The organism is Capnocytophaga cynodegmi, from assembly GCF_002302475.1.
Lineage (GTDB): Bacteria > Bacteroidota > Bacteroidia > Flavobacteriales > Flavobacteriaceae > Capnocytophaga > Capnocytophaga cynodegmi.
This window is the reverse complement of sequence record NZ_CP022378.1, coordinates 102,424-126,926: the sequence shown is the minus strand read 5'-3', so window position 1 is coordinate 126,926 and position 24,503 is coordinate 102,424. Positions and strand designations below refer to the sequence as shown.

General features: G+C 32.8%; 21 protein-coding genes. 15 read left to right on the top strand and 6 right to left on the bottom strand.

The window, feature by feature from the left end; all coding sequences use genetic code 11:
- The first annotated feature begins 12 nt into the window (after window positions 1-12).
- The 4 genes from CGC48_RS00555 to CGC48_RS00540 all read left to right on the top strand — a co-directional run bounded on the left by CGC48_RS00555 (window position 13) and on the right by CGC48_RS00540 (window position 3,359).
- Complete coding sequence (locus tag CGC48_RS00555; RefSeq protein WP_095897349.1) at window positions 13-627, top strand: deoxynucleoside kinase; 615 nt, start codon at window positions 13-15, stop codon at window positions 625-627.
- 21 nt (window positions 628-648) lie between these two features.
- Window positions 649-861: a putative signal transducing protein gene (locus tag CGC48_RS00550; protein WP_095897348.1), complete on the top strand. Its 213-nt coding sequence runs from the start codon at window positions 649-651 to the stop codon at window positions 859-861.
- A 110-nt stretch (window positions 862-971) separates the two neighbouring features.
- Window positions 972-1,457 (top strand): DUF6495 family protein, encoded by a 486-nt coding sequence (locus CGC48_RS00545; protein WP_095897347.1) that lies wholly within the window; start codon window positions 972-974, stop codon window positions 1,455-1,457.
- A gap of 48 nt (window positions 1,458-1,505) precedes the next feature.
- The gene (locus tag CGC48_RS00540; RefSeq protein ID WP_041993147.1) at window positions 1,506-3,359 is read left to right on the top strand and encodes a DNA topoisomerase IV subunit B; all 1,854 of its coding nucleotides are present in this window, start codon (window positions 1,506-1,508) and stop codon (window positions 3,357-3,359) included.
- A 68-nt stretch (window positions 3,360-3,427) separates the two neighbouring features.
- On the opposite strand, the gene rho is transcribed toward CGC48_RS00540, so the two are convergent.
- The gene (rho, locus tag CGC48_RS00535) at window positions 3,428-5,158 is read right to left on the bottom strand and encodes a transcription termination factor Rho (RefSeq protein ID WP_095897346.1); all 1,731 of its coding nucleotides are present in this window, start codon (window positions 5,156-5,158) and stop codon (window positions 3,428-3,430) included.
- Window positions 5,159-5,552: 394 nt separating this feature from the next.
- Between rho and ppk1 the strand changes: the two genes are divergently transcribed.
- The 5 genes from ppk1 to rlmH all read left to right on the top strand — a co-directional run bounded on the left by ppk1 (window position 5,553) and on the right by rlmH (window position 11,422).
- On the top strand, window positions 5,553-7,643 hold the full coding sequence (ppk1, locus tag CGC48_RS00530) for a polyphosphate kinase 1 (protein ID WP_095897345.1): 2,091 nt from the start codon (window positions 5,553-5,555) through the stop codon (window positions 7,641-7,643).
- Between the two features lie 108 nt (window positions 7,644-7,751).
- Window positions 7,752-8,570: a ZIP family metal transporter gene (locus CGC48_RS00525; protein WP_095897344.1), complete on the top strand. Its 819-nt coding sequence runs from the start codon at window positions 7,752-7,754 to the stop codon at window positions 8,568-8,570.
- Between the two features lie 34 nt (window positions 8,571-8,604).
- Window positions 8,605-9,306: an AAA family ATPase gene (locus CGC48_RS00520; RefSeq protein WP_095897343.1), complete on the top strand. Its 702-nt coding sequence runs from the start codon at window positions 8,605-8,607 to the stop codon at window positions 9,304-9,306.
- Window positions 9,307-9,457: 151 nt separating this feature from the next.
- A complete protein-coding gene (locus CGC48_RS00515) occupies window positions 9,458-10,870 on the top strand; it encodes a S1C family serine protease (protein WP_098029715.1) in 1,413 nt (470 codons plus the stop codon).
- Window positions 10,871-10,948: 78 nt separating this feature from the next.
- Window positions 10,949-11,422, top strand: coding sequence for a 23S rRNA (pseudouridine(1915)-N(3))-methyltransferase RlmH (rlmH, locus tag CGC48_RS00510; protein ID WP_095897342.1), 474 nt, complete (start codon window positions 10,949-10,951; stop codon window positions 11,420-11,422).
- Between the two features lie 4 nt (window positions 11,423-11,426).
- Here the strand turns inward: rlmH and CGC48_RS00505 are convergent, their stop codons facing one another.
- The 3 genes from CGC48_RS00505 to CGC48_RS00495 form a co-directional block, all read right to left on the bottom strand.
- Window positions 11,427-12,113 carry an SIR2 family NAD-dependent protein deacylase gene (locus CGC48_RS00505; protein ID WP_098029714.1) on the bottom strand — a complete coding sequence of 229 codons (687 nt, stop codon included), beginning with the start codon at window positions 12,111-12,113 and terminating at the stop codon, window positions 11,427-11,429.
- Between the two features lie 13 nt (window positions 12,114-12,126).
- Window positions 12,127-12,840 (bottom strand): DUF4369 domain-containing protein, encoded by a 714-nt coding sequence (locus CGC48_RS00500; protein ID WP_018279136.1) that lies wholly within the window; start codon window positions 12,838-12,840, stop codon window positions 12,127-12,129.
- 143 nt (window positions 12,841-12,983) lie between these two features.
- Window positions 12,984-13,643 (bottom strand): alpha/beta hydrolase, encoded by a 660-nt coding sequence (locus CGC48_RS00495; RefSeq protein ID WP_232780518.1) that lies wholly within the window; start codon window positions 13,641-13,643, stop codon window positions 12,984-12,986.
- A 147-nt stretch (window positions 13,644-13,790) separates the two neighbouring features.
- Between CGC48_RS00495 and CGC48_RS00490 the strand changes: the two genes are divergently transcribed.
- The 6 genes from CGC48_RS00490 to CGC48_RS00465 all read left to right on the top strand — a co-directional run bounded on the left by CGC48_RS00490 (window position 13,791) and on the right by CGC48_RS00465 (window position 22,099).
- Window positions 13,791-14,072: a GNAT family N-acetyltransferase gene (locus CGC48_RS00490; protein WP_098029712.1), complete on the top strand. Its 282-nt coding sequence runs from the start codon at window positions 13,791-13,793 to the stop codon at window positions 14,070-14,072.
- A gap of 14 nt (window positions 14,073-14,086) precedes the next feature.
- Window positions 14,087-15,034 carry a glycosyltransferase family 2 protein gene (locus CGC48_RS00485; protein WP_095897341.1) on the top strand — a complete coding sequence of 316 codons (948 nt, stop codon included), beginning with the start codon at window positions 14,087-14,089 and terminating at the stop codon, window positions 15,032-15,034.
- Between the two features lie 157 nt (window positions 15,035-15,191).
- Window positions 15,192-16,583 carry a dihydrolipoyl dehydrogenase gene (gene lpdA / locus CGC48_RS00480; protein WP_095897340.1) on the top strand — a complete coding sequence of 464 codons (1,392 nt, stop codon included), beginning with the start codon at window positions 15,192-15,194 and terminating at the stop codon, window positions 16,581-16,583.
- Window positions 16,584-16,823: 240 nt separating this feature from the next.
- Complete coding sequence (locus tag CGC48_RS00475; RefSeq protein ID WP_095897339.1) at window positions 16,824-19,346, top strand: ATP-dependent Clp protease ATP-binding subunit; 2,523 nt, start codon at window positions 16,824-16,826, stop codon at window positions 19,344-19,346.
- Between the two features lie 180 nt (window positions 19,347-19,526).
- Window positions 19,527-20,081, top strand: a complete 555-nt coding sequence (locus CGC48_RS00470) for a C40 family peptidase (RefSeq protein WP_232780517.1) — start codon at window positions 19,527-19,529, stop codon at window positions 20,079-20,081.
- On the top strand, window positions 20,078-22,099 hold the full coding sequence (locus tag CGC48_RS00465) for a ComEC/Rec2 family competence protein (protein WP_095897337.1): 2,022 nt from the start codon (window positions 20,078-20,080) through the stop codon (window positions 22,097-22,099). The genes CGC48_RS00470 and CGC48_RS00465 overlap by 4 nt, the downstream gene beginning before the upstream one ends.
- Before the next feature lies 1 nt (window position 22,100).
- Here CGC48_RS00465 and CGC48_RS00460 read toward each other — a convergent pair whose 3' ends face one another.
- On the bottom strand, window positions 22,101-23,483 hold the full coding sequence (locus CGC48_RS00460; protein ID WP_095897336.1) for a M20/M25/M40 family metallo-hydrolase: 1,383 nt from the start codon (window positions 23,481-23,483) through the stop codon (window positions 22,101-22,103).
- Between the two features lie 23 nt (window positions 23,484-23,506).
- On the bottom strand, window positions 23,507-24,379 hold the full coding sequence (locus CGC48_RS00455) for a PPK2 family polyphosphate kinase (RefSeq protein WP_095897335.1): 873 nt from the start codon (window positions 24,377-24,379) through the stop codon (window positions 23,507-23,509).
- Window positions 24,380-24,503 lie beyond the last annotated feature (124 nt).

The window sequence follows — 24,503 nt, the reverse complement described above, 5'->3', positions numbered from 1 at the left end:
TAGTTAAGACCAATGCATATAGCCGTTGCAGGAAATATTGGAGCAGGGAAAACAACATTAACAGCTTTGTTAGCAAAGCATTATGGTTGGGAAGCTCATTATGAAGATGTTGTAGATAACCCGTATTTAGATGATTTTTATCATCAGATGGAACGTTGGAGCTTCAATTTACAAATCTATTTCTTGAATAGCCGTTTTCGTCAAGTTTTGGATTTTCGTGAGAGAGGAAATAATATAATCCAAGACCGAACAATTTATGAAGACGCTCATATTTTTGCCCCCAATTTGCACGAAATGGGACTTATGAGTGGGAGAGATTTTCAGAATTATAAATCGCTTTTCGTTTTGATGGAAAAGCTGGTGCAACCGCCCGATTTGTTAATTTATTTACGAAGTACAATTTCAAATTTGGTGAAACAAATTCATAAACGAGGCAGAGATTATGAAAGCTCTATTTCAATAGATTATCTCAATCGTTTGAATGAACGCTACGAAAAATGGATTAAAAATTACGACAAAGGAAAGTTATTGATTATTGATGTAGATAATATCAATTTTGTGGATAATCCAGAGGATTTGGGCGAAATAATAAATAAGGTTGATGGTTTACTCTATGGTCTTTTTTAGAATAATCAAAAACAAATCAATATGCCAGAATTAGAAAAAATATTCGAAGGTTCTTCAATTCAAGCAAATCTTATAAGGTTAGCTTTGGAACAGATTGGAATTGAACCTATTATAAAAGACCGCACAGAATCAGGAAGATTAGCAGGATTTGCAAGTGAAATTCCGATGCAGGTGGAAATGTATGTTTTTGAAAGTCAGTATGATGATGCTATTGAAGTTTTGAAAAACTTGTAGTTAGAAGGTTAATTCTTCTGTCTTTATTATCATTATTAAAAATATGTTTATCAGTTGAGAATTAAAGCGTGAAAACAATTTAACTCTCAACTTTTAGTTTTTGTAAATAAATGAAATACACACGCTTAACTAAGGAGCAACTGGAAGAACTCCACTATGATTTTGCTCGTTTTTTAGCCTCGCAACAAATTACTTTTGATGAATGGGAAACCATAAAAAGGGAAAAACCTCATATAGCGGAAGAGGAAATTGATATTTTCAGCGATTTGGTTTGGGAGAAAAGTTTAGAAAAAGTTGAGTTTTTGGAAAGAATTGATAGTGATTCGATTAATTGCTTCTCTTTCCAAGAAAATGATGCCCAGATGATTTCTGTGTTGGTTTCAGATAAAATTGTTGATTTGACAACTCCAAATGGATTTCAATGGCTTGAGAAAAATATACATTCCGATAAAGTTCAGTTTTACACAGGGAAAAAGAAATTAGTAGAAGATCGTAAATTAGAAATATTCAATCTAATCTGTCAAGGACTTCAAGTGTCTGACGGAAAGTTATTTAAGAGTCTGATAGAAATAAAAAAGCAAATCGAAAATAAATAAATTTTAAAAAATTAGTATCTTCGCAGAGTTTTGAAAATGTTTTAAGTGATGGAAAATACACAATATACAGAAGATAATATTAAGTCATTAGATTGGCGGGAGCATATTCGTATGCGACCAGGAATGTACATTGGTAAGTTGGGTGACGGTTCTTCCCCCGATGATGGAATTTATATTCTTCTGAAAGAGGTTTTGGATAACTGCATTGATGAGTTTGTTATGGGTGCAGGAAAAACCATTGAAGTTAAAATCACGGAAAATCGAGTAGATGTAAGGGATTACGGGCGAGGAATTCCTTTGGGAAAGGTGGTAGATGTGGTTTCAAAAATGAATACGGGAGGAAAGTATGATTCTCGAGCATTTAAAAAATCGGTGGGACTCAATGGTGTAGGTACAAAAGCCGTCAATGCGTTATCTGTGTATTTTAAGGTAGAATCTGTGAGAGATAATCAGTCGAAGTCTGCTGTATTTGAAAAAGGTATTTTGTTGGAGGAATCTCCTATTGAGGAATCTTCCAAACGAAGAGGGACAAATGTGGTTTTTATTCCTGATGAGAGCATTTTTAAAAATTATAAGTTTAGAAATGAGTACATTGAGCGGATGTTGAAAAACTACGTGTACTTGAACCCTGGACTTACGATACACTACAACGGAGAGAAATATTATTCCGAAAATGGTCTGAAAGATTTATTAACAGAGAATAACAATGAAGAGGATTTTCTCTATCCTATCATTCATCTGAAAGGAACGGATATTGAGGTAGCAGTAACACACAGTCGAACTCAGTATAGTGAGGAATATTATTCCTTTGTCAATGGGCAAAATACAACTCAGGGAGGGACACATCTGTTGGCTTTCAGAGAGGCTTATGTGAAAACTATTCGAGATTTTTTTAACAAATCGTATGATGCTTCCGATATCCGTAAGTCAATTATTGGTGGAATATCCATTAAAGTGATGGAACCTGTTTTTGAAAGTCAGACAAAAACTAAGTTGGGTTCTACTGAAATGGGAGAGGGAATGCCTTCGGTACGTTCTTATATTAATGAGTTCATTGGTAAACATTTAGATGATTTTCTCCATAAAAATTTGGCTGTTGCCGATGAAATAAAAAAGAAAATAGAACAAGCGGAACGTGAACGTAAGGAACTCGCAGGTATCAGAAAATCAGCCAGAGAAGCAGCAAAAAAAGTAAGTCTGCATAACAAAAAGCTTCGTGATTGTCGTATTCATTTAACAGATACTAAAAAGGAACGAAATTTGGAGACTACGCTTTTTATCACTGAGGGAGATTCGGCTTCAGGTTCTATCACCAAGTCGCGTGATGTGGAAACACAGGCAGTTTTCAGTCTTAAGGGAAAGCCTCTGAATACATTCGGAATGACTAAAAAAATCGTTTATGAAAACGAAGAATTTAACCTATTACAAGCCGCATTAAACATAGAAGATTCTATTTCTGACTTGCGATACAACAATATTGTCATCGCAACAGATGCCGATGTGGACGGAATGCACATTCGCTTACTTTTGATTACTTTCTTTTTACAATTTTTCCCTGAATTGATAAAGGAAGGTCACGTATACATTTTGCAAACACCTCTTTTTCGAGTGAGAGATAAACAGGAAACTATTTATTGTTATAGCGAAGAGGAAAAACAAAATGCAATTAAGAAACTTAAGGGAAAACCTGAAATTACCCGATTTAAAGGATTGGGAGAAATTTCACCCGATGAATTTAAATATTTTATTGGTGAAGATATGCGTTTGGACCCCGTGATGATGGATAAAACTATTCATACAGAACAACTTTTGGAATTTTATATGGGAAAAAATACGCCAGATCGTCAGGAATTTATCATAAATAACCTCCGTGTGGAGTTAGATATGATTGAAGAAAATTAATTTTTATCTATTTTTAAAATAAAAAAGCTATTTCCCAAAAGAAATAGCTTTTTTCGTATTGTTAAAATCTAATTATTCATAGTGATAAGAAATTCTTCGTTATTACGAGTTTGTTTCATTTGTGTTTCCATAAATTCCATTGCTTCTACAGGATTCATATCTGCCAAATATTTACGCAATATCCAAGTACGTTGAAGTGTTTTTTCATCGAGTAGCAAATCATCACGACGTGTTGAAGATGAAATAAGGTCAATGGCAGGGAAGATACGGCGGTTCGAAATACGTCTATCTAATTGTAATTCCATATTTCCTGTTCCTTTGAATTCCTCGAAGATAACTTCATCCATTTTTGAGCCAGTTTCAGTAAGTGCGGTAGCAATGATTGAGAGAGAACCTCCATTTTCAATATTTCGAGCCGCACCGAAAAAACGTTTTGGTTTGTGAAGTGCATTCGCATCAACTCCTCCTGTAAGTACTTTACCTGAAGCAGGTTGAACCGTATTATAGGCTCTGGCTAATCGTGTAATTGAATCTAACAGAATTACTACATCGTGTCCGCATTCTACGAGTCGTTTGGCTTTTTCCAAAACAATATTTGCAATTCGAACGTGCTCTGAAGCCTCTTTGTCAAAAGTGGAAGCAATAATTTCACCTTTCACACTTCGTTGCATATCAGTCACTTCCTCAGGACGCTCATCAATGAGTAATACCATTAAGTATACTTCGGGATGATTTTTAGAAATAGCATTTGCTATATCTTTGAGTAACATTGTTTTACCAGTTTTAGGCTGAGCAACAATCATTCCTCTTTGTCCTTTCCCAATAGGTGAGAACAAGTCAATTATTCGGGTAGAAATGGTACTTCCCTTTTCTGCTAACTTAAATTTTTCATCTGGGAAAAGAGGCGTTAAATGTTCGAAAGAAACGCGATCACGTACAATTTGAGGGTCAAGTCCGTTTATTTTCAGTACTTTAAGAAGAGGAAAATATTTTTCTCCTTCTTTCGGAGGACGTACCGCTCCCAATACTGTATCACCCGTTTGTAATCCAAAAAGCCTAATTTGAGATTGTGACACATAAATATCATCAGGTGAGGCTAAATAATTGTAATCGGAAGAACGAAGAAAACCATACCCGTCTTGCATTATATCCAAAACTCCTTCACATTCTACAATTCCGTCAAATTCAAATTCAGGTGATCGATAACGATTTTTCTTTTCCTTGTCAAAATTTTCGGAATGGTTGTTATTTGAATGGTTTTGATTATTCCCATTACCATTCTTATTGAAGTTGGATTTGTTATTTTGTGTATTTTGCTGATTTTGTGTGTTTTGTTGGTTGTTTTTCTTCTGGAAGTTTTGCTGTTTTTTAAATTGTTTTGGTTCTCTGCTTACTTCGTCAGAATCTTGAGGTGAGGTTTCTTTAACTTCTGTTTTTTTGTTTTCTTTATTTGTAACAGGATTTTCTTTTTTTACAACTTGTTTTTGTGTAGGCTCCTGTTTTTTCTCTTTTGAATTAGTATTCTCTTTATCAGCTTGTTGAGCTTTAGTTTCAGAAGGTACTTTTTGAACAGTTTCCTTTTTCTTATTTTTAGTTTTTACAGAATTTGCTTTTTTTTCAGAAGTTTCTTTCTCTTTTTCTTGTTTTTGTGGTAATGGAGGATTTGATGCTTGAAGGTCAAGTATTTGATAAATTAAATCACTTTTGTTAAAGCTGCGAAATTTAGGCACCTTCATCTCCTGAGCTATTTCCTGTAACTCAGGAAGCTTCATAGATTTTAAATCAGTAATGTCAAACATTGGTAATTTTTTGTTATTAAAATAAAAAAATGATGATTTTTTCAGTTTTTAGAATGTTGTTGAGATAGGTATTTCCTTCATTAAGAATTGTTTAGAGAATGTTTTTAATAGAAGGAACTGAAAAGCTGCTGCAATATTACAATATATACTGGTAATAAGCAAATATTTTTAAGAAAAAAAGAAATTCAAATTCTTTAAATTAATAAAAATGGAATTTATTTGTAAAAAGTTTTCATTTTTGAATAAAAATAATATTCCTCAATTTGATAGTCATTATGAAACCTTATTGTCACATTTTCAAAGAACTATATAATGTTATATTCTTTATTCTGCTCTTGTTTCTATCAGAAAAAAATCATACCTTTACACGAAATTTCTTAAAGAATATTTAAAAATGACAAAATATAAAAATAAATATATAAACAGAGAGCTTAGTTGGTTGAAATTCAATGCTCGAGTTCTTCAAGAAGCTGCTGATGAAAATGTCCCCTTATTGGAAAGGCTCCGTTTTGCTGGAATTTTTTCAAACAATTTGGATGAATTTTTTAAAGTTCGTTATGCGACAGTAAAGCGTGTAGCGATGAATGACCACGCACACGATGAACTTGGTGTACACGCTAAAGAATTACTTGAAGAAATTACGAAAGAAGTTATTCATTTACAGGAAAAAAGCCTTCAGATAATTAATTCTGTAACCAAACAACTTGAAAAAGAAAATATTTTCATTGTAAATGAAAAAACATTACTTGCTGAGCACGAGCAGTTTGTAAATTCATACTTCTTGTCGAAGGTACGTCCAGCTTTGTTTACAATCATCTTAAATGATTTAGAGGCTTTTCCTCAACTGAAAGATGATGTTGCGTATTTAGCAATAAAAATGACACTCAAAAATGAGACAAAGACAAAAGGAGTTCAAAAGTTTTTTTCATCAAAAGCCTACAAAGAGAAAATACAATATGCTCTTATTGAGCTTCCTACAACTTTAAATCGTTTTGTTGAGCTTCCGCAAATTGGCAACAAGCACTACATAATAATGATAGATGATATTATTAGGTTTTGTATGCATCAAATTTTTAATATATTTGATTATGAGTCTCTTACTGCTCATATGATAAAAATTACTCGTGATGCAGAGCTTGATATTGATGACGATTTAAGCAAGAGTTTTGTGGAGAAAATATCTTCAAGCGTGGAAGGAAGACGTAGTGGAGAACCCGTACGTTTGGTATATGATAAAGAAATAGGGAAAGATACGTTGCAATTTCTGTTTGATAAAATGGAAATAGTTGAAACAGATAGTATTATACCTGGAGGAAGATATCATAATCGTCGTGATTATATGAGTTTTCCAAGTATGGGACGTCACGATTTAACCTATCAACCCATTCAACCACTTCCTGTTAAAGGACTTGCCACAGGAGGCAGTCTCCTTAAAAAAATAGCTGAAAAAGACTACTTGCAATTCACTCCATATCATACATTTTCTAATATTGTTTGGTTTCTGCGTGAAGCTGCATTAGACCCCAAAGTGAAATCTGTTAAAATTACAATTTATCGTTTAGCAAAAAATTCACAAGTGGTTAATTCACTGATAAATGCAGTCAAAAATGGTAAGAAAGTTACGGTTCAGATAGAGCTTCAGGCACGTTTTGATGAAGAGTCGAACATAAAATATGCAGAGCTATTAAAGGCAGAAGGAGTAAAACTTATTTTTGGTGTTCGTGGGCTAAAAGTGCATAGTAAAATATGTGTGATTGAACGAGAAGAAGGAAAGGAAATCAAACGTTATGGTTTCATTAGTACAGGAAATTTTAATGAATCAACTGCTAGAATCTATACTGACTATACCTTATTCACAGCAAATCAGGACATTCTAAAAGAAGTTAATAAAGTATTTAACTTCCTGGAAACGAGTTATGTAATTCAGCGTTACAAACATTTGATAGTTTCACCTCATTATACGAAGAAAGTACTTACTAAGCTCATTGATAAAGAGATACAAAATGCAAAAGCTGGTAAAGAGGCTTGTATAAAATTGAAAATGAATAGCTTGACTAGCTATAAAATGATTGATAAATTGTACGAAGCTAGTAGGGCAGGAGTTAAGATTCAAATGATTGTGCGTGGAATTTGCTGTCTGATACCTGGCGTTAAAGGAATGAGTGAGAACATTGAAGTTATCAGTATTGTGGATAAATTTTTGGAGCATCCTCGTTTGTTTATTTTCGGAAATGATGGAGATCCGAAAGTTTACATTTCTTCAGCAGATTTTATGACAAGAAATATATCGTACCGAGTAGAAGTTGGTTGCCCAATTTACGACCCTGATATCAAAAAAGAACTGATTGATACGTTCGAAATTGGTTGGGCAGATAACGTGAAAGCAAGGATTATTTCAGAAAAACAAGATAACGCCTATCGAACTAATGATAATCAAATAATAAGGTCACAAGAAGCAATGTATGATTATTACAGGAAAAAATAAAGGTTTGTAAAATGAATCTAAATAATATTATTGATGGATTAAAAATATTTTTAGATTAATCTAAAATAAATGATTATTTTTGCATTTCATAATTTTAGATTTTAATTTATGGTTGAATCAATAATTGCTTATTTAGAGAGTATTGACCCTGTGAATGCAGCACTTTGTGCAACTTTGTTTACTTGGTTTGTGACGGCTTTAGGGGCTTCTGTAGTTTTTTTCTTCAAGCAGATGAATAAAACTTTTATGGATGGAATGCTCGGATTTACGGGAGGAGTGATGGTAGCGGCAAGTATTTGGAGTTTATTAATTCCTTCTATGGAAATGACTTCAGGAGAAGGGATTTACAAAGTGATACCAGCTGTTTTGGGGTTCTTATTAGGAGCGTTTTTTCTTTTCGTTTTGGATAAGTTGTTGCCTCACTTTCACGCAAACTTTAAGCAAACAGAGGGCATAAAATCAAGATTTAGAAAAACCACCTTATTGATTTTAGCAATAACTTTGCATAATATTCCTGAAGGGTTGGCAGTGGGTGTGCTTTTTGGAGGTGTTGCGGCTGGAGTTCCTGAAGCCTCCATTGCAGGTGCGGTAGTTTTGGCAATAGGAATTGGTTTACAAAACTTCCCTGAGGGTATCGCGGTTTCTGTGCCATTACGAGCAATGGGATTAAGCCGAAGAAAAAGTTTCTTTTATGGGCAATTGTCTGCTGTAGTAGAGCCTATTGCGGGAGTTTTAGGGGCAGTTGCTGTGTTGTTTTTCACGCCAATTTTGCCTTATGCGTTGTCTTTTGCGGCAGGAGCGATGATTTATGTTGTTGTTGAGGAGGTAATTCCTGAGTCACAGCAAAATAAGAATACAGATGTTTCCACAATTGGGTTTCTTATAGGCTTTGTTATAATGATGTCATTAGATGTGATATTGGGATGATTACAAAAAAAATTAAAATAATACAGAGAGATTTATGATTACGACAGATTTTGTAATTCAAGATAAAGAATCCATTTCTTTTGAAGATATTTTTTTATCCGAAGAGAACAAAAGTGCTTTAAGTCAGGTAATTAAAGAACATAAGTATTTTGTAGAACTTTCAAAATATGGATTATATCCTGATAATAAAATCTTGTTTTATGGAGCTTCAGGTTGTGGAAAGACCACAACAGCAAAGGCAATTGCCAAAGTATTGAATAAACCTTCTTTTGTTCTGAATTTGAGTAATTTAGTAAATTCAAGAATAGGAGAAACTTCCAAAAACTTGAAAGCCGTTTTTGATAAAGCCCAAAGAGAAAAAGCAGTTTTGTTTTTAGATGAATTTGACCAAATAGGAAAAACTCGAACCGATGATGAGCGTGATGTAGGGGAAATGCGACGTTTGGTAAATACAATCATTCAGTTATTTGATTATTTTCCTAAAGATGGAGTGCTTATTTGTGCTACAAATCATATTGATTTTATAGACTTTGCCTTACTTCGTCGTTTTCAGCTCAAATTGGAGTTTCAACTCCCAACAAAAGAGCGACTGGATAGCTATTATGATAAAATGTTAGAACCTTTTCCTGACAAAATGAAAAATATCGACAGAAAGTATAATATTTCATACGCAGAAGTAAAGGATTATGTTCATACACAGATGAAAAAGGCAATAATCAATTCTTTAGAGCAATAAATTTTTAAAGGATACAAAATCAGGTATAATAATATTTTATTAAAATATTATTTTGTAGATATTTTCATTCTTTTTTGGCATAATTATTGATGATTGTAAAAATAGTATGTTAAAAAAATATATTAAGTATAACTATTTTAAGAAAAACAGTATGAAAAATTATGTAAGTGCAATTTCGGCAGCTTTTTTAGGCGGAATGCTGACCTTAGGTGGATACAAGTTGTTTTTTGACAAAAAAGAGATAAATCAGGCGATTATTGCTGAAGCGGGAAAACCTAACTTTGTTCAGGCAAATTATATAACAGAGGCAAAGTTTCAATTCAATGAAAATAGTTTTGTTGAAGCAGCAAATAAAACGGTAAATAGCGTTGTTCACATCAAAAATGTAGCAAAGGTACAAGGTGGAGCAATGTCTATTTTTGATTTACTTTACGGAAATGGAGGAGGTAATCAAACACAAATTGGAACTGGCTCTGGAGTTATCATAACACCTGATGGTTACATAGTTACAAACAATCACGTAATTGCTGATGCTACGAGTTTGGAAGTTACTTTGAATAATAACAAAACATATACAGCCAAACTTGTAGGAACGGACGTTTCATCAGATATAGCCTTGCTTAAAATTGATGCAGGGGAGCAGTTACCTTTCTTAACCTTCGCTGATTCAGATAATACGCAAATAGGTGAATGGGTACTTGCTGTAGGGAATCCGTTTAATTTGAATTCAACCGTTACAGCGGGGATTATAAGTGCAAAAGCTCGTAATATTAGCGAACGTTCAAGTGATAAAGTGGAGTCCTTTATTCAAACAGATGCAGCTGTAAACAGAGGAAATAGTGGTGGAGCTTTGGTGAATTTGAAAGGAGATTTGATAGGAATTAATACTGCAATAACTTCAACAACAGGTACTTATGTTGGATACTCTTTCGCAGTTCCAAGTAACATAGCCAAAAAAGTAGTTGAGGATTTGATAGAGTTTGGAAATGTTCAAAAAGGAATTTTGGGTGTTAGAGGTACAGAATTAAATTCAACCTATGCGGAGAAACTTAAAATAAAAGAAACAGAGGGCTTTTACGTAGATGCTGTCGATGAAGATTCAGGAGCTGCTTCTGCAGGAATTAAAAAAGGAGATGTTATCAAAAAGATTGATAATGTGCGTATTCAAAAGTATTCTGACCTTAGTGGATACATTGCTTCTAAACGACCTGGAGATGCGTTGAAAGTGTTGTATGTACGTGAAGGAAAAGAAAAAACGACAAATATTACTCTTAAGAAAAACACTATGTATGTAATTAATGCTCTTGGTCTGGAAGTGAAAAACTTATCGGAAAATGATTACAAAAAATTCAAAACTAAATCAGGAGTGAAAATTACAGGAGCTTCTCAGTTTTATGAACACAACAATATTGGGGTAGTGGGTAAAGTATTACTTTCTGTAAATGGAAAATCAATAAAAGATGTTGATGAATTGAAGGAAATAATGTCGAACTTATCATCAAATACACGAAATTCATTAGAATTATTAAATGAAAAAGGAGAAAAAGAAAGATTTTTCTTTTAGTTATAAATAGTTAAATTTTTTTAGGGATTGATGTTTTTGTAAGAGAGAATATCAGTCCCTAAATTTTATTGTTTTTAGATGAATATCAAGCTAATAGCCATAGGTAAAACGGATAATTCTGCATTACAACAACTTATAGCAGATTACGAAAAAAGACTCTCGCATTATGTAAACTTTCAGATGCAAATCATTCTGGATATAAAAAATAGCAAATCACTTAGTGAAGAGCAACAAAAGGCGAAAGAGGGAGAGTTAATTTTGAAAAACATAGAAAATTCTCATCATTTAATTTTATTAGATGAACGAGGTAAAGAGTATACTTCGGTTGGTTTTTCTGAATTTTTACAAAAGCAAATGAATACAGGCACAAAGCAAATTGTATTTGTAATAGGAGGACCTTATGGTTTTTCAGAGGAAGTTTATCAAAGAGCTAATGGCAAATTATCTCTCTCAAAATTAACATTTTCTCATCAAATGATACGTTTGTTTTTTGTTGAACAAATCTACAGAGCTTTTACAATATTAAAAAACGAACCTTATCATCATCGGTAAATCATTACTGATTTTTTTTTAATAAATCAGCTATTTGCTGCATACCAATAGAAGCCCTTTCTTTGATTACAATCAAATTTTCATTACTTTGAATTTGAGGGTTTAAATCTACATAGTATATGGGAGTGTTATATTTGGCATAATTCATAAGTCCCGCTGCGGGATATACTTGTAAAGAAGTTCCTATAACCAAAAGAATATCACAACTTTCAACTTCTTGTATGGCTTTAGGAATCATTGGAACATCTTCTCCAAACCAAACAATATGTGGGCGTAGCTGAGCTCCAGAGGGAGATAAATCTCCTAAATGAATATCCCCAAAGCAATCAAAAATTAGTTTGTCATTATCAACGCCTCTTGATTTTAACAATTCCCCGTGAAGATGAATTATATTTTTACTTCCAGCTCTTTCGTGTAAATCATCTACATTTTGGGTTATTATAACTACTTCGTAATCAGATTGTAATTCTGATAAAATATTGTGAGCCAAGTTTGGTTTCACTTCCTTTAGCTGCCGTCTGCGTTGATTGTAAAACTCCAAAACAAGATTGGGATTTTTAGCAAACCCTTCAGGGGAAGCAACTTCCATTACGTTGTGTCCTTCCCAGAGTCCATCAGAATCACGAAATGTTTTTATACCACTTTCGGCACTAATTCCTGCTCCTGTAAGTGCTATAATCTTCTTTTTCATAAGAAGCTGGTTTTTAGTTTGTTTTTTTGATTTCTTCAATATGTTTTTTTAATTCCTTACCATATTTAGATGAAGCCACCTCAGGAGAAAGTATGCCGTGTATTGAATCTAAAAACTTAACATTGGCATCAGGTGCATCAGCTAAGGCAATGTAAGGAGACACATACGAGTCGGGGTGCGTGATGGCAAAATTCAGTGTGTATAGATAACGTCGAAGCGTATTTTTTTCCGAAAGTTGGTTAATTGAATCAGCTTTTTTCTGATTTTGTTCTTTTAAAGCATTGAGTTGTAGTTCTAAAAGTTCTAAATTTCGATTGCTGAATTTTCGTATGTTTTTGTTATATTCCTCAAGAATTTTTTGTGATTCGGAGCCTTCAATTTTTGCGTGAATGTCAAACATTTCGTGTTTACTATTGATTTTGATTGTTGTAGGTTCACCAAAAAAACGAAGTCTATTTCCAAAATCTGTTCCCTCTTTTTTATCTAAATCAAGATAAATGTAAAAAACTTCGGGAGTTTCAAGTTTCCTTTTGAAAGTAAATTTACCATCGCCCTTTGCTTCAACAGAATCCAAATTGATTAATTTTTCATCGTCATATCGCTGAAGATAGATTTTTCCTTTCTTCAGTCCTTCAATATTTCCCTCGATAATCATCGTATTCTCATCAGCTGTTTCTGAGCAACTTAAAATTGTTAAAGCCGAAACTAAAAATAATATTTTTTTCATTGAAAATAAATCTAAAAAATCAAAAAAACAATACATTCTCTACACGTAAAGAATTTCACATATTCAGTGCGAAGGTAGCATAAATTTTTATTTTGGCAAAACTTTAAGGAATTTTTAATTTTTAAATTACTGGAAATCAGTTTTTAACCTTCAATTATTGAAGGTAGATTTTCATTAAACCATTTGTACCTATTGATAATCATAATATGTGTACCTTTTTCAACAATAATTGCGTCAGAAATGTACTTTGCTGGGAAAATTTTATCGTTACTTCCCTGTATATGAATAGTATTAGGTAAAGGAGTTTCCTGTTCCCAATTTATAATTTTATCAATAGACCACTCTAAATAAAAAGGTGAACGCATACCGATGTATTTTTCATAAAGTTTAATACGTTTAGTAACAGAATCAATGAAGGAAAATTGTTTCCAATATTCAAGAGAATTAATTAAACTCACTGGAAGTAATTTGTACAAATCTGTGTATCGAGCCAAAAGCATTTTCTTAGGTAATTCGTGTTTGCTTTTTACACTCGATATTACTATAATTTTTTTATAATCAATATGTTTTGCAATTTCTTGTACAATGATTCCACCAAAAGAAACCCCTAATAATATGGGTTTGTTGTGCTTAATATTTTTTGATAAACGTAAAGCATATTCCGATAAAGATTCCTCTTTCAAGGGAAGAATCCAATCCAAGAGATGAATTTCGTAATTGTCAGAAAATTGTAAAAATTCAAAAATTTTAGGACTCGCAGCCATTCCCGGCATCAGGTAAATATGAGTTTTAGTATTTATCATTTAAAAATTGAAAATTAATGAATTATTTCGTAATTTTGCACCGAAGTTACAAATATAAAACTAGGGTAAAGGTACAACCTTTTTATTAAATATAAAAGTGGTGACGGAAATCCCTATTTTCTATTGTTAATGCTTTATACCAATATGATTGAAATAACAGATAGTGAATTTTTACGCCAATTTCAGGCCAAGGTAAGTGGACAAATTGCATTTGTAGAGTATTCCATACAAGAAAGAAAAATCTTTTTCACAAAGGTACATATTCCCGAAGAGGCTGATGAAGAATTTACAGACGAATTTATGAAAGCTGTCCTTCAAAAAGTTTCTTCAAAAAAACTTAGAGTTGTACCAACTTGTTCAGAGGCAATTGCTTTTTTCAGAAGAAATAAGGAATACAAGGAGTTAATTCCTGCGGGAATTAGAATTTAGATTTACGTATCTCAATGCAAATATCAATAGTAATCCCTCTTTTAAATGAGGAAGAGTCATTAACGGAACTCCATAGTTGGATAGTCCGAGTAATGGAAGAGCATAAATTCACCTACGAAATAATTTTTGTAGATGATGGAAGTAATGATGATTCTTGGAAGATAATAAAGAATTTATCGGAGAAGGATAGTTGTGTTTCAGCCATACGTTTCTTCAGAAATTATGGAAAATCACAAGCTCTACACGTTGGTTTTGCTAAGGCAGAAGGAGATGTTGTCATAACAATGGATGCTGATTTACAGGATAGCCCTGACGAGATTCCAGCACTTTACAGAATGATAACCACAGAAGGATATGATTTGGTATCAGGCTGGAAGAAAAAACGTTACGATTCAAAGTTAACTAAAAACTTGCCATCAAAATTGTTCAATTGGGCTGCTCGTAAAACATCAGGATTACACCTTCACGACTTTAATTGTGGCTTGAAAGCTTATAAAAAAGAAGTAGTCAAGAATATTGATGTTTCGGGAGAAATGCATCGTTATATACCTGTTTTGGCTAAAAATGCTGGTTATGAGAAGATTACTGAAAAAGTTGTTCAACATCAAGCCAGAAAGTATGGGCAAACTAAATTTGGAATGAATCGATTTATTAATGGTTTTTTAGATTTGATAACCATTAGTTTCATATCTCAATTTGGAAAAAGGCCAATGCATTTTTTTGGAGCTTTAGGAGTTTTGATGTTTTTTATAGGTTTTGCTTTCTCAATTTATTTGGGTATTGATAAATTGTTTATTAATCCGCATAACCGATTGATAGCTAATCGTCCTGAGTTTTACATTGCATTAACAACGATGGTAATTGGTACACAGTTTTTCATTGCAGGATTTTTAGGAGAAATCATTTTGAGAACCAAGAATAAAGAAGAAAGATATAAAATTAGTGATAAAATTGGAATCTAAAATTCTAGAGTCATTGATAAACATAAAATCTGAAAAGAATTGATTTTTAATTTTTTGCAGAATATCTAAATTTAAAAAAATAAAAAATATTAATCATTGTAAGTAAAATTACGTACTTTCGTACGCTAAATTAAATTGACAAATAAAATTATATAAGATGAGTAAATATGACATTATTGTATTGGGAAGCGGACCAGGTGGTTATGTAACTGCGATTCGTGCTTCTCAATTGGGCTTTAAAACAGCAGTAATTGAAAAAGAAAACTTGGGAGGTGTGTGTCTGAATTGGGGATGTATCCCAACAAAAGCACTTTTAAAATCAGCTCAAGTGTTTGAATATTTGAAACACGCTTCAGATTACGGACTTTCTGTAAAAGAATTTGATAAGGATTTTTCTGCAGTTGTAAAAAGAAGTCGTGATGTTGCAGACGGAATGAGCAAAGGCGTTCAGTTTTTAATGAAAAAAAATAAAATTGACGTAATTGACGGCTTTGGAAAAGTGAAACCTGGTAAAAAAGTGGAAGTTACAGACAAAGATGGTAAAGTAACTGAATATTCTGCTGACCATATCATCATTGCTACTGGAGCTCGTTCACGTGAGTTACCAGCTCTTCCACAAGATGGTAAAAAGGTAATTGGATATCGCCAAGCACTTACCTTGCCAGAGCAACCTAAAAAAATGATTGTGGTAGGAAGTGGTGCTATTGGAATTGAATTTGCTTATTTTTACAATTCAATGGGGACAGAGGTTACCATAGTGGAATTTATGCCAAACATTGTTCCTGTTGAAGATGAGGAAGTTTCAAAACAATTGGAACGTAGCTTCAAGAAATTGGGAATAAAAATTATGACTTCTGCCGAAGTTACAAGAGTTGATACTTCAGGTAAAGGAGTAAAAGCCTTCGTTAAAACTTCAAAAGGTGAAGAAGTATTGGAGGCAGACGTTATTTTATCTGCAGTAGGAATTAAAACAAATATAGAAAATATTGGTTTAGAAGAAGTTGGTATTGCAACCGACCGCGATAAAATTTTGGTGGATAAATTCTATCAAACAAACGTTCCTGGATATTATGCTATCGGTGATGTGGTTCCTGGTCAAGCATTGGCTCACGTAGCTTCTGCGGAAGGAATTTTGTGTGTTGAGAAAATAAAAGGACTACACGTTGAACCTCTTGACTACGGAAATATCCCAGGCTGTACGTATTGTACCCCTGAAATTGCATCTGTAGGACTTACTGAAAAACAAGCTAAAGAGAAAGGTTATGAAATAAAAGTTGGCAAGTTTCCGTTCTCGGCTTCAGGAAAAGCGAAAGCGGGTGGAAATGCTGACGGATTTGTAAAAGTAATTTTTGATGCCAAATATGGCGAATGGCTTGGCTGTCATATGATTGGGGCAGGAGTTACAGATATGATTGCTGAGGCAGTTGTTGCTCGTAAACTTGAAACTACTGGTCACGAAGTATTAAAAGCAGTACATCCGCACCCAACTATGAGTGAGGCTGTTATGGAAGCTGTTGCTGCTGCATATGGCGAAGTAATTCACATATAAAAAGTAAAAAATATTAATTTTTTAAAGGGCAGAGAATTTTTTAGGATTTTCTGCCTTTTTAGCTTTAAGAACTGCTTTTAAAGCTGTTTTCGAGAGGAAAAAAATATTCTAATTTTTGATTTTCAGATATTTTGTTTACCTTTACCCAAGAAAAGAAATTTCATTTTAAATGACAAAATTTCAGGTTATTCCAAAAGGAATGATTTTTGTTACATACAATACATTTTTAGAACATATTTTATGAGTGACAATTTTTCTCCAAGAGTTAAAAGAATTTTTACATATAGTAAAGATGAGGCTATCCGTTTGGGGCAGTCAACAGTAGGAACAGAACATTTTGTATTGGCTATGCTTCACGAAGGTGAGGGTAGGGCATTTGAGGTTTTACTTAGTTTGAAAACAGATATGGATAGGCTAAGGCAAAATATCCACGCACTAACTTCTGCTCGGGGGCTTAATCCACCAAATCATAATGCTATTCATTTTACCGTTCAGGCAGAAAGAGCTATGCAGGCTACTTATTTGGAGGCTAAACGGGCTCAAAATGATGTAATTAACACAGGACATCTTTTGTTGAGCATTTTACGTAATGAAAATGACCCAACTACGAAAGTATTTAATAAACTTGGAGTTGATTATGAATTGGTTAAGTCTAAGTTTCAACCTATTGGTGATGACAAATTTTTCAATGCTACTAATGATTTTGATGATGAAGAAAGAGAGGATAAAAGTGCTTATGAACGTGGAAAAGGTCAAGCTTCTGAATCGAGTAGTAGCACTCAAAAAGGGACGCGCAAATTAACCGTACTTGATAACTTTGGACGAGATTTAACTTTGTTGGCGGAACAAGGGAAATTAGATCCTGTTGTAGGAAGAGAGAAAGAAATTGAACGAGTTTCTCAAATTTTGAGCCGTAGGAAGAAAAATAATCCTTTGCTGATAGGAGAACCAGGAGTTGGTAAAAGTGCAATTGCAGAAGGACTTGCTCTTCGAATTATTCAGAAAAAAGTATCACGCGTATTGTATAACAAACGCGTAGTTACACTTGATTTGGCTTCGCTTGTTGCAGGAACTAAGTATCGTGGTCAGTTTGAGGAACGTATGAAAGCGATAATGAATGAATTAGAGAAAAATGACGATATTATTCTATTCATTGATGAAATTCATACAATTGTTGGAGCTGGTGGGGCTACAGGTAGTTTAGATGCGTCAAATATGTTTAAACCAGCCTTAGCAAGAGGTGAAATACAATGTATTGGAGCGACTACTTTAGATGAATATCGCCAATCTATCGAAAAAGATGGCGCTTTGGAAAGGCGTTTTCAAAAAGTTATTGTAGAACCAACATCAATTGAAGAAACTATTGAGATTCTTCATAATATAAAGAAAAAGTATGAAGACCACCATAGTGTGACCTATACTGATGAAGCTATTGAGGCTTGTGTTAAATTAACAAGTCGTTATTTAACAGATCGTTTTCTACCAGATAAGGCATTAGATGCATTAGATGAGGCGGGGTCACGCATACATATAACACAGATGAAAGTTCCGAAAGAGATTTTGGAATTAGAATCTGAGTTAGAGCGTGTTATAAAATCAAAGGGAGATGCTGTTTCACGTCAGCAGTTTGAGGAGGCAGCTCGTTTGCGTGATGATGAAAAGAAAATAGAACAAAATTTGGCTGAACTTCACAGAAAATGGGAAGAAGATGCAAAACTACACAGAGATGTGGTAACGGAAGAGCATATTGCAGATGTAGTTTCAATGATGAGTGGTATTCCTGTGAACCGAATTGCTCAAACTGAAATGAATAAACTATCAACACTTTCTGAAACCATAAGAGGAAAAATTATTGGTCAAGATATTGCAGTTGAGAAAGTTATAAAAGCGATTAAACGTAATCGTACTGGATTAAAAGACCCTAACAAGCCAATAGGCTCGTTTATTTTCTTGGGACAAACAGGAGTTGGAAAAACTCAATTAGCAAAAGTTTTAGCTCGAGAACTATTTGATTCAGAGGAAGCTATGATTCGTATTGATATGAGCGAATATATGGAGAAATTTTCAACTACACGACTTATTGGAGCTCCTCCAGGTTATGTGGGATATGAAGAGGGAGGACAGCTTACTGAAAAAGTGCGTCGTAAGCCATATTCTGTAATTTTGCTCGATGAGATAGAAAAGGCTCATCCCGATGTTTTTAATATGTTGTTACAAGTGCTTGATGATGGCTTTTTAACTGATAGTTTAGGGCGTAAGGTAGACTTCAGGAACAGTATCATTATTATGACTTCTAACGTTGGGGCAAGACAAATAAAAGACTTTGGACAAGGAATTGGCTTTGGTACATCTGCCAAAATGGCACAATCTGATGCTCACGAAAAGTCAGTGATTGAAAACGCACTCAAAAAAGTATTTGCTCCCGAATTTTTAAATCGTATCGATGATGTAATTACATTTAATCCGCTAAGTAAAGAGGATATAATTAAAATAATTGATATTGAGCTTAATAAGTTATATTCCAGAATTAAAGATTTAGGATATTCAATTGAATTAAGTGAAAAGGCAAGAGATTTCGTTGCAGAAAAAGGTTATGATAAGCAGTATGGAGCAAGACCTTTAAAACGAGCAATTCAGAAATATGTTGAAGACCTTTTGGCTGAAGAAATAGTTTCATCACACATCAAAGAAGGGGATAATATCTATTTTGATGTAAATGCTGAAGGAGATAATTTGGTAGTATCAATAAAATCAATTATTTAGTTTTAATACATTAAGCTGAAAGAGCAGAAGGTTAATTATTTACTTTGCTCTTTCGGCTTTTATATTCACATCTAATTTTTAGTTTTGGTAATGAGATTTTTAAAAGTAATATTTCTTATTTTTGTCATACTTTTCACATCTTGTGCAGAGCGTTATAGCACACGAAAACGTACTGTGAAGATGGAGGAAAAACAGGAGGTTTCTAAAAATAAGAGAAATCAGGTTGCAGAAGTGTCACATAAAAAAGATAAGAAAGTAAATAAAAATCATCAGGAAAAAACTGAGAAACACATTACAGAAAAAACGAATTCTGTTAGTGTAAAAAAAGAAAATCCTTCTGCCTATACAACAAATGAGCAACAACAATTAGTGCTTGATACAGCATTGTCCTATTTAGGAAGTCCTTACAAATACGGAGGAACTACCCGAAGCGGGTTTGATTGTTCAGGATTTGTATCCGCTTCTTTCAAACCTTTAGAAGTTTCTCTACATCGTTCTTCTCACGAAATGGCAAACCAAGGAAAAAATGTCGATTTGAAAAACGTTCAAATTGGTGATTTGCTGTTTTTTGTGACAGGAAAGAATAAAAGAATTTCTCACGTTGGCATTGTGGTAGAAACAGGAAATGAAATAAAATTCATACATTCTTCAACATCAAGGGGAGTAATTATATCCTCATTAAGTGAGGGTTATTGGTCTAAAGCATACCGAAAAGCTAAAAGAATTCTTATGTGAAATTTGTAAATACGGCAATATTAACCATACTTTCAGGAATTGTAATTGGAATTGCAGTCTCAGGTCTTTTTCGTGTAGGTTTACAAACTATTTTAGTTTCTTGTTTATTTCTAATAGTAACATTATCAGTACATTATTTTCTTTCTTTAAAGAATATAAAGCTAAAAAGACTTTTTACATTTCATACTTTTTTAGCGTCTTTTTTTATAGGAATCTTAGTTGCAGTGCTACATAATCCTACCTTAAAATCAAATCATTACACAAATTTGCTTAAAGAGAATGAGTTCTATTTACTACAAGTCAGAATTTTAGAAAAAGTTTCAGAATCTGACTTTGGATTTACGTATAAAGCAAAATTAGTTTCAGCTGACGATGAACAAGTAGGAGGGAAGTTACTTGTTTTCTTTCCAAAGAATTCATCAGAAAGAATTGATTTACATAGAGATGATTTTCTTACATTATCTGCAAAATTAACCTCAATTCCTGCTCCTAAAAACCCTTATCAATTTGACTATAAAAGCTATATGCAACGACAAGATGTATTTTATAAAGCAAATGTATTCTCGTATAAGGTTCATAATGAGTTGAAAAAAAGTTCAATACGAGGGTTTGCTGAAAAAATACGAATGAAGATGTTTTCAGTGCTTGATTCAAATTTTTCAAAGGAAACAGCTTCTTTACTAAAAACATTGCTTTTAGGAGAACGTAAAGAATTAGACGAAAATACATATAAAAACTACATTGATGCGGGGGCAGTACATATTTTGGCTATTTCAGGTCTTCACGTTGGGATTATCACTGCAATGTTGTTGTTTTTATTACAAAAGTTACCAAATTATGGAATTTGGAAAGGGCTACGTTTTGTTTTATTGTTATTTTTTCTTTGGAACTTTGCTTTCTTAGCAGGGTTGTCACCTTCGGTGTTACGAGCCGTTACAATGTTCAGTTTCATTGGAGTAGCTCTTATGTTAAATAGGCAACAAGGACGCTTTGATGCCTTAATGTTCTCAATGCTATTATTGCTATTAATTAATCCAAATTATTTGTATGAAGTTGGTTTTCAGTTAAGTTATTTAGCTGTTTTTTCGATACTGATGTTTTATCCTCATTTGGAAAAATTGTGGCAACTTAAAATACGAATTTTAAAAGGTATTTGGTCTTTGTTTTTGGTTGGTATTTCGGCTCAAATTGTCATACTTCCAATAAGTTTGTATTATTTTCATCAGTTTCCTTTTTTGTTTTTTATTTCTAATTTACTACTTGTACCACTTTTATCGCCAATTCTTGTTTTAGGTTTTCTGGCTTTAATACTTGGTTCTTTTAATGTTTTGCCTTCTTTTTTAAGTTTTATTCTTGAAAAAATTATCTATTTAATGAATTTCTCTACAAAAATCATTGCTTCACAGGAAGAATTCATTGTTCGAAATATATATTTTGATAATAAATTGCTGATTGTTTCATTATTAATAGTTTTTACTTTAATTTTTTGGATAAATAAACGTAATTTTAAATCAATAATAGCTTTATTATCTTCTATTTTACTTTTTCAAGGTGTATTATTTTACAATAAGTATAAAATCGAGAATGAAGAGAATATAACTATCTTCCATTTGCATAAAAAAAGTTTATTTTCTGTTAGAAAAGGGAAACAACTTGTTGTTTTTCAAAATGATAGTGTAAAATCAAATCGGATTATTGATAATTATATAACGTCTTCAGGAGTTTCAAATGTCAGTATACAAAAAATCCCTCATATAATTCAATATCAGGGAAATGTAATTTTATGTTTGGATAGTTTGGCGGTTTATCCAAAATCTAAAAAAATAAAAGTAGATAAGATAATTGTGACACAATCTCCTAAAATAAATTTTGAACGTATGTTATTGGAAATCAAACCTAAAATAGTGATTGCAGACGGAAGCAATTTTCCAAATACAATCAAACAATTACAAATAAAATGTAATGAACTTGGAGTTTTATTTCACGCAACTTTGGAAGAAGGAGCTTATGTAGAATGAATTACAAACCATATTTATCCACCAAATAAATCAAACTCGCCATAGCTGCGGCTCCAAGCTCCAATTCTCGTTCATTCACTGCTTCAAAAATGTCATTTTCAGAGTGATGATAATCAAAATAACGTTGTGAATTTGTGTACAAACCTGCTAAAACATTATTTTCACTTTGTAAAAAAATGATGTCAAGTCCAGGAAAACCTTTTTTGAAATAATATATTTGATAAGGCTCAAACAAACTTTTCCACGAACTTATCTTCTGTATTTTCTTTTCATTCCCTTGTAAGCTGAATCCCAAAGGTGTAAATCCTCCTGCATCTGATTCCAAAGCAAATATTTGGTTTTCTTTTTTCTTTTTCGATTCTTCTGCATATTTGATAGCTCCCTGTGCACCATTTTCTTCGTTAGCAAAAAAAACAATACGGATTGTTCGTTTTGGTTTGTAATTCAAGGCTTTAAAAATACGAATAACTTCCAGACATTGTGCCACTCCAGCACCATCATCGTGAGCTCCTTGTCCTACGTCCCACGAATCAAGATGAGCTCCTAAAGAGATAATTTCATCAGGAAAATCAGAACCTCGAATTTCAGCAATTACATTATTTGATTGTACATCATTGAAAATTTTACAATTTTGCCTGAAGAAAAATTGTAATTCGGGATTTAAACTCAGTAAACTACTAAGCAAATCTGCTCCATTTGTACTGATGGCAGCTGCTGGAATATGTCTACTTTTGGGTAAATCCTCGTATGACATAACTCCTGTGTGTGGAGAATTATCTAATTTGTGCGTTAAAGAACGAATAATAACTGCTACTGCTCCCTTATTTACAGCAATTCTCGCTCCTGAGTAACGTTGAGCTCCACGAACTCCGTAAGATTCTGAAACATCGATCATTTCGTTAGGTAAAGAGCCGTTGATAAAAACTATCTTTCCAACTACTTTGTTAATATCAGCTTTTTCAAGTTCCTCCAAGCTTTTAAATTCAACAACTTGTGCTTTAATTCCAGAAGCAGGAGTTGCAACAGAACCGCCCAGAGCTAAGATAGGAACTGTTGTGATTTTTCCTTTACGTGTCTCAATATAAGCATATTCTGAAATTCCTCTTACCCAATGAGGAACCATCACAGGTTGAAGATTCGCTTTAATATTTAAATTATTAATTTCTGCTTCCAGAAATCGAACCATTTTCTTTTCGCCATAAGAGCCTGAAAGTCTGGATCCAACATTGTAACAAATTTGATGTAACCAATCATACGCTTTCCCTTCTGTCAGAGCTTGGTTGTAAATGCTTCTTAAAAAGATTGAATCTTTTTCATTTTGAGCATTTATCTTATTAAAAGTGTTTAAAAAAATGCAAATGATAATTATAATTTTATTTTTCATAAAATGATTGTAATTTTATAGAATCAACTTTTTAGTAATTCCTCTTTATATTTTTCAATATTTGCCTCTTTACCTATCTCAGGATATTTTATATTATCATAATTTTTCAACCTATTCCATAATATTTTTGCCACCAATAGTCGTGCAGCTTTTTTATTATCTGCAGGAATTACGTACCAAGGAGCTGATTTTGAATATGTCTCATTAATTGCTTCTTCGTAGAATTTTTGATATTCGTCCCAAAGTTTTCGCTCATTCAAATCCTCTTTTGAAAATTTCCAGTTTTTGGAAGAGTTGTTCAAGCGTTCCAATAGTCTTTGTTTTTGTTCTTCTTTTGAGATATTTAAAAAGAATTTGAAGATAATTGTTCCATTTTCTGAGAGATTTTTTTCAAATTTTCTGATTTGTTTAAATCGTTTTTTCCAAAAATGCTCGTCAATATCTTCAATTTTCGTTATCTTTGGAAGGTTTTCGTTTAAAATATATTCTGGATGTACACGAGTTACAATTACATTTTCATAGTGTGTACGATTGAAAATTCCAAATTTTCCGCGTTCAGGCAATGTTATATAGTGTCTCCACAAATAATCGTGTTCCAATTCCTTTTTTGAAGGAGATTTAAAACTATGAACTTCAATTCCTTGGCTATTAAATCCTTTAAAAACATTTTTTATTAAACTATCTTTGCCAGAAGTGTCCATTCCTTGTATGCAAATTAAAACACTGTATTTGTTATGTGCATAGAGAACGTCCTGAAAATCTGCAAGTTTTTTACTAACTTCTTTAAGCTCAGATTTTAAATTTTCTTCATTGAGAGAAAAATCTTCATAGGTAGGTAGTTCTGGTAGGTTAATTTTTTCTTTTACTCTATATTTTTTAAGGTTTATTTTTGCCATAGAAGTAATTTTCTGGTTACTCTGCAAAAGTAAAGTATTTTATCAGGAAAAACAAACTATTAGAGACATTGGAAATGTTGGCTAAAAATAAATATTAGAAGTGAAGATATTAATCATTTTTTTA

Coding starts and splice junctions, on each gene's coding strand:
- rho (WP_095897346.1), bottom strand. CDS start 5,158: ATGTTTGACATTACTGATTTAAAATCTATGAAGCTTCCTGAGTTACAG.
- CGC48_RS00540 (WP_041993147.1), top strand. CDS start 1,506: ATGGAAAATACACAATATACAGAAGATAATATTAAGTCATTAGATTGG.
- CGC48_RS00455 (WP_095897335.1), bottom strand. CDS start 24,379: ATGGCAAAAATAAACCTTAAAAAATATAGAGTAAAAGAAAAAATTAAC.
- CGC48_RS00515 (WP_098029715.1), top strand. CDS start 9,458: ATGAAAAATTATGTAAGTGCAATTTCGGCAGCTTTTTTAGGCGGAATG.
- CGC48_RS00500 (WP_018279136.1), bottom strand. CDS start 12,840: ATGAAAAAAATATTATTTTTAGTTTCGGCTTTAACAATTTTAAGTTGC.
- CGC48_RS00505 (WP_098029714.1), bottom strand. CDS start 12,113: ATGAAAAAGAAGATTATAGCACTTACAGGAGCAGGAATTAGTGCCGAA.
- lpdA (WP_095897340.1), top strand. CDS start 15,192: ATGAGTAAATATGACATTATTGTATTGGGAAGCGGACCAGGTGGTTAT.
- CGC48_RS00475 (WP_095897339.1), top strand. CDS start 16,824: ATGAGTGACAATTTTTCTCCAAGAGTTAAAAGAATTTTTACATATAGT.
- CGC48_RS00555 (WP_095897349.1), top strand. CDS start 13: ATGCATATAGCCGTTGCAGGAAATATTGGAGCAGGGAAAACAACATTA.
- CGC48_RS00520 (WP_095897343.1), top strand. CDS start 8,605: ATGATTACGACAGATTTTGTAATTCAAGATAAAGAATCCATTTCTTTT.
- CGC48_RS00460 (WP_095897336.1), bottom strand. CDS start 23,483: ATGAAAAATAAAATTATAATTATCATTTGCATTTTTTTAAACACTTTT.
- CGC48_RS00550 (WP_095897348.1), top strand. CDS start 649: ATGCCAGAATTAGAAAAAATATTCGAAGGTTCTTCAATTCAAGCAAAT.
- CGC48_RS00495 (WP_232780518.1), bottom strand. CDS start 13,643: ATGATAAATACTAAAACTCATATTTACCTGATGCCGGGAATGGCTGCG.
- CGC48_RS00485 (WP_095897341.1), top strand. CDS start 14,087: ATGCAAATATCAATAGTAATCCCTCTTTTAAATGAGGAAGAGTCATTA.
- ppk1 (WP_095897345.1), top strand. CDS start 5,553: ATGACAAAATATAAAAATAAATATATAAACAGAGAGCTTAGTTGGTTG.
- CGC48_RS00470 (WP_232780517.1), top strand. CDS start 19,527: ATGGAGGAAAAACAGGAGGTTTCTAAAAATAAGAGAAATCAGGTTGCA.
- CGC48_RS00525 (WP_095897344.1), top strand. CDS start 7,752: ATGGTTGAATCAATAATTGCTTATTTAGAGAGTATTGACCCTGTGAAT.
- CGC48_RS00545 (WP_095897347.1), top strand. CDS start 972: ATGAAATACACACGCTTAACTAAGGAGCAACTGGAAGAACTCCACTAT.
- rlmH (WP_095897342.1), top strand. CDS start 10,949: ATGAATATCAAGCTAATAGCCATAGGTAAAACGGATAATTCTGCATTA.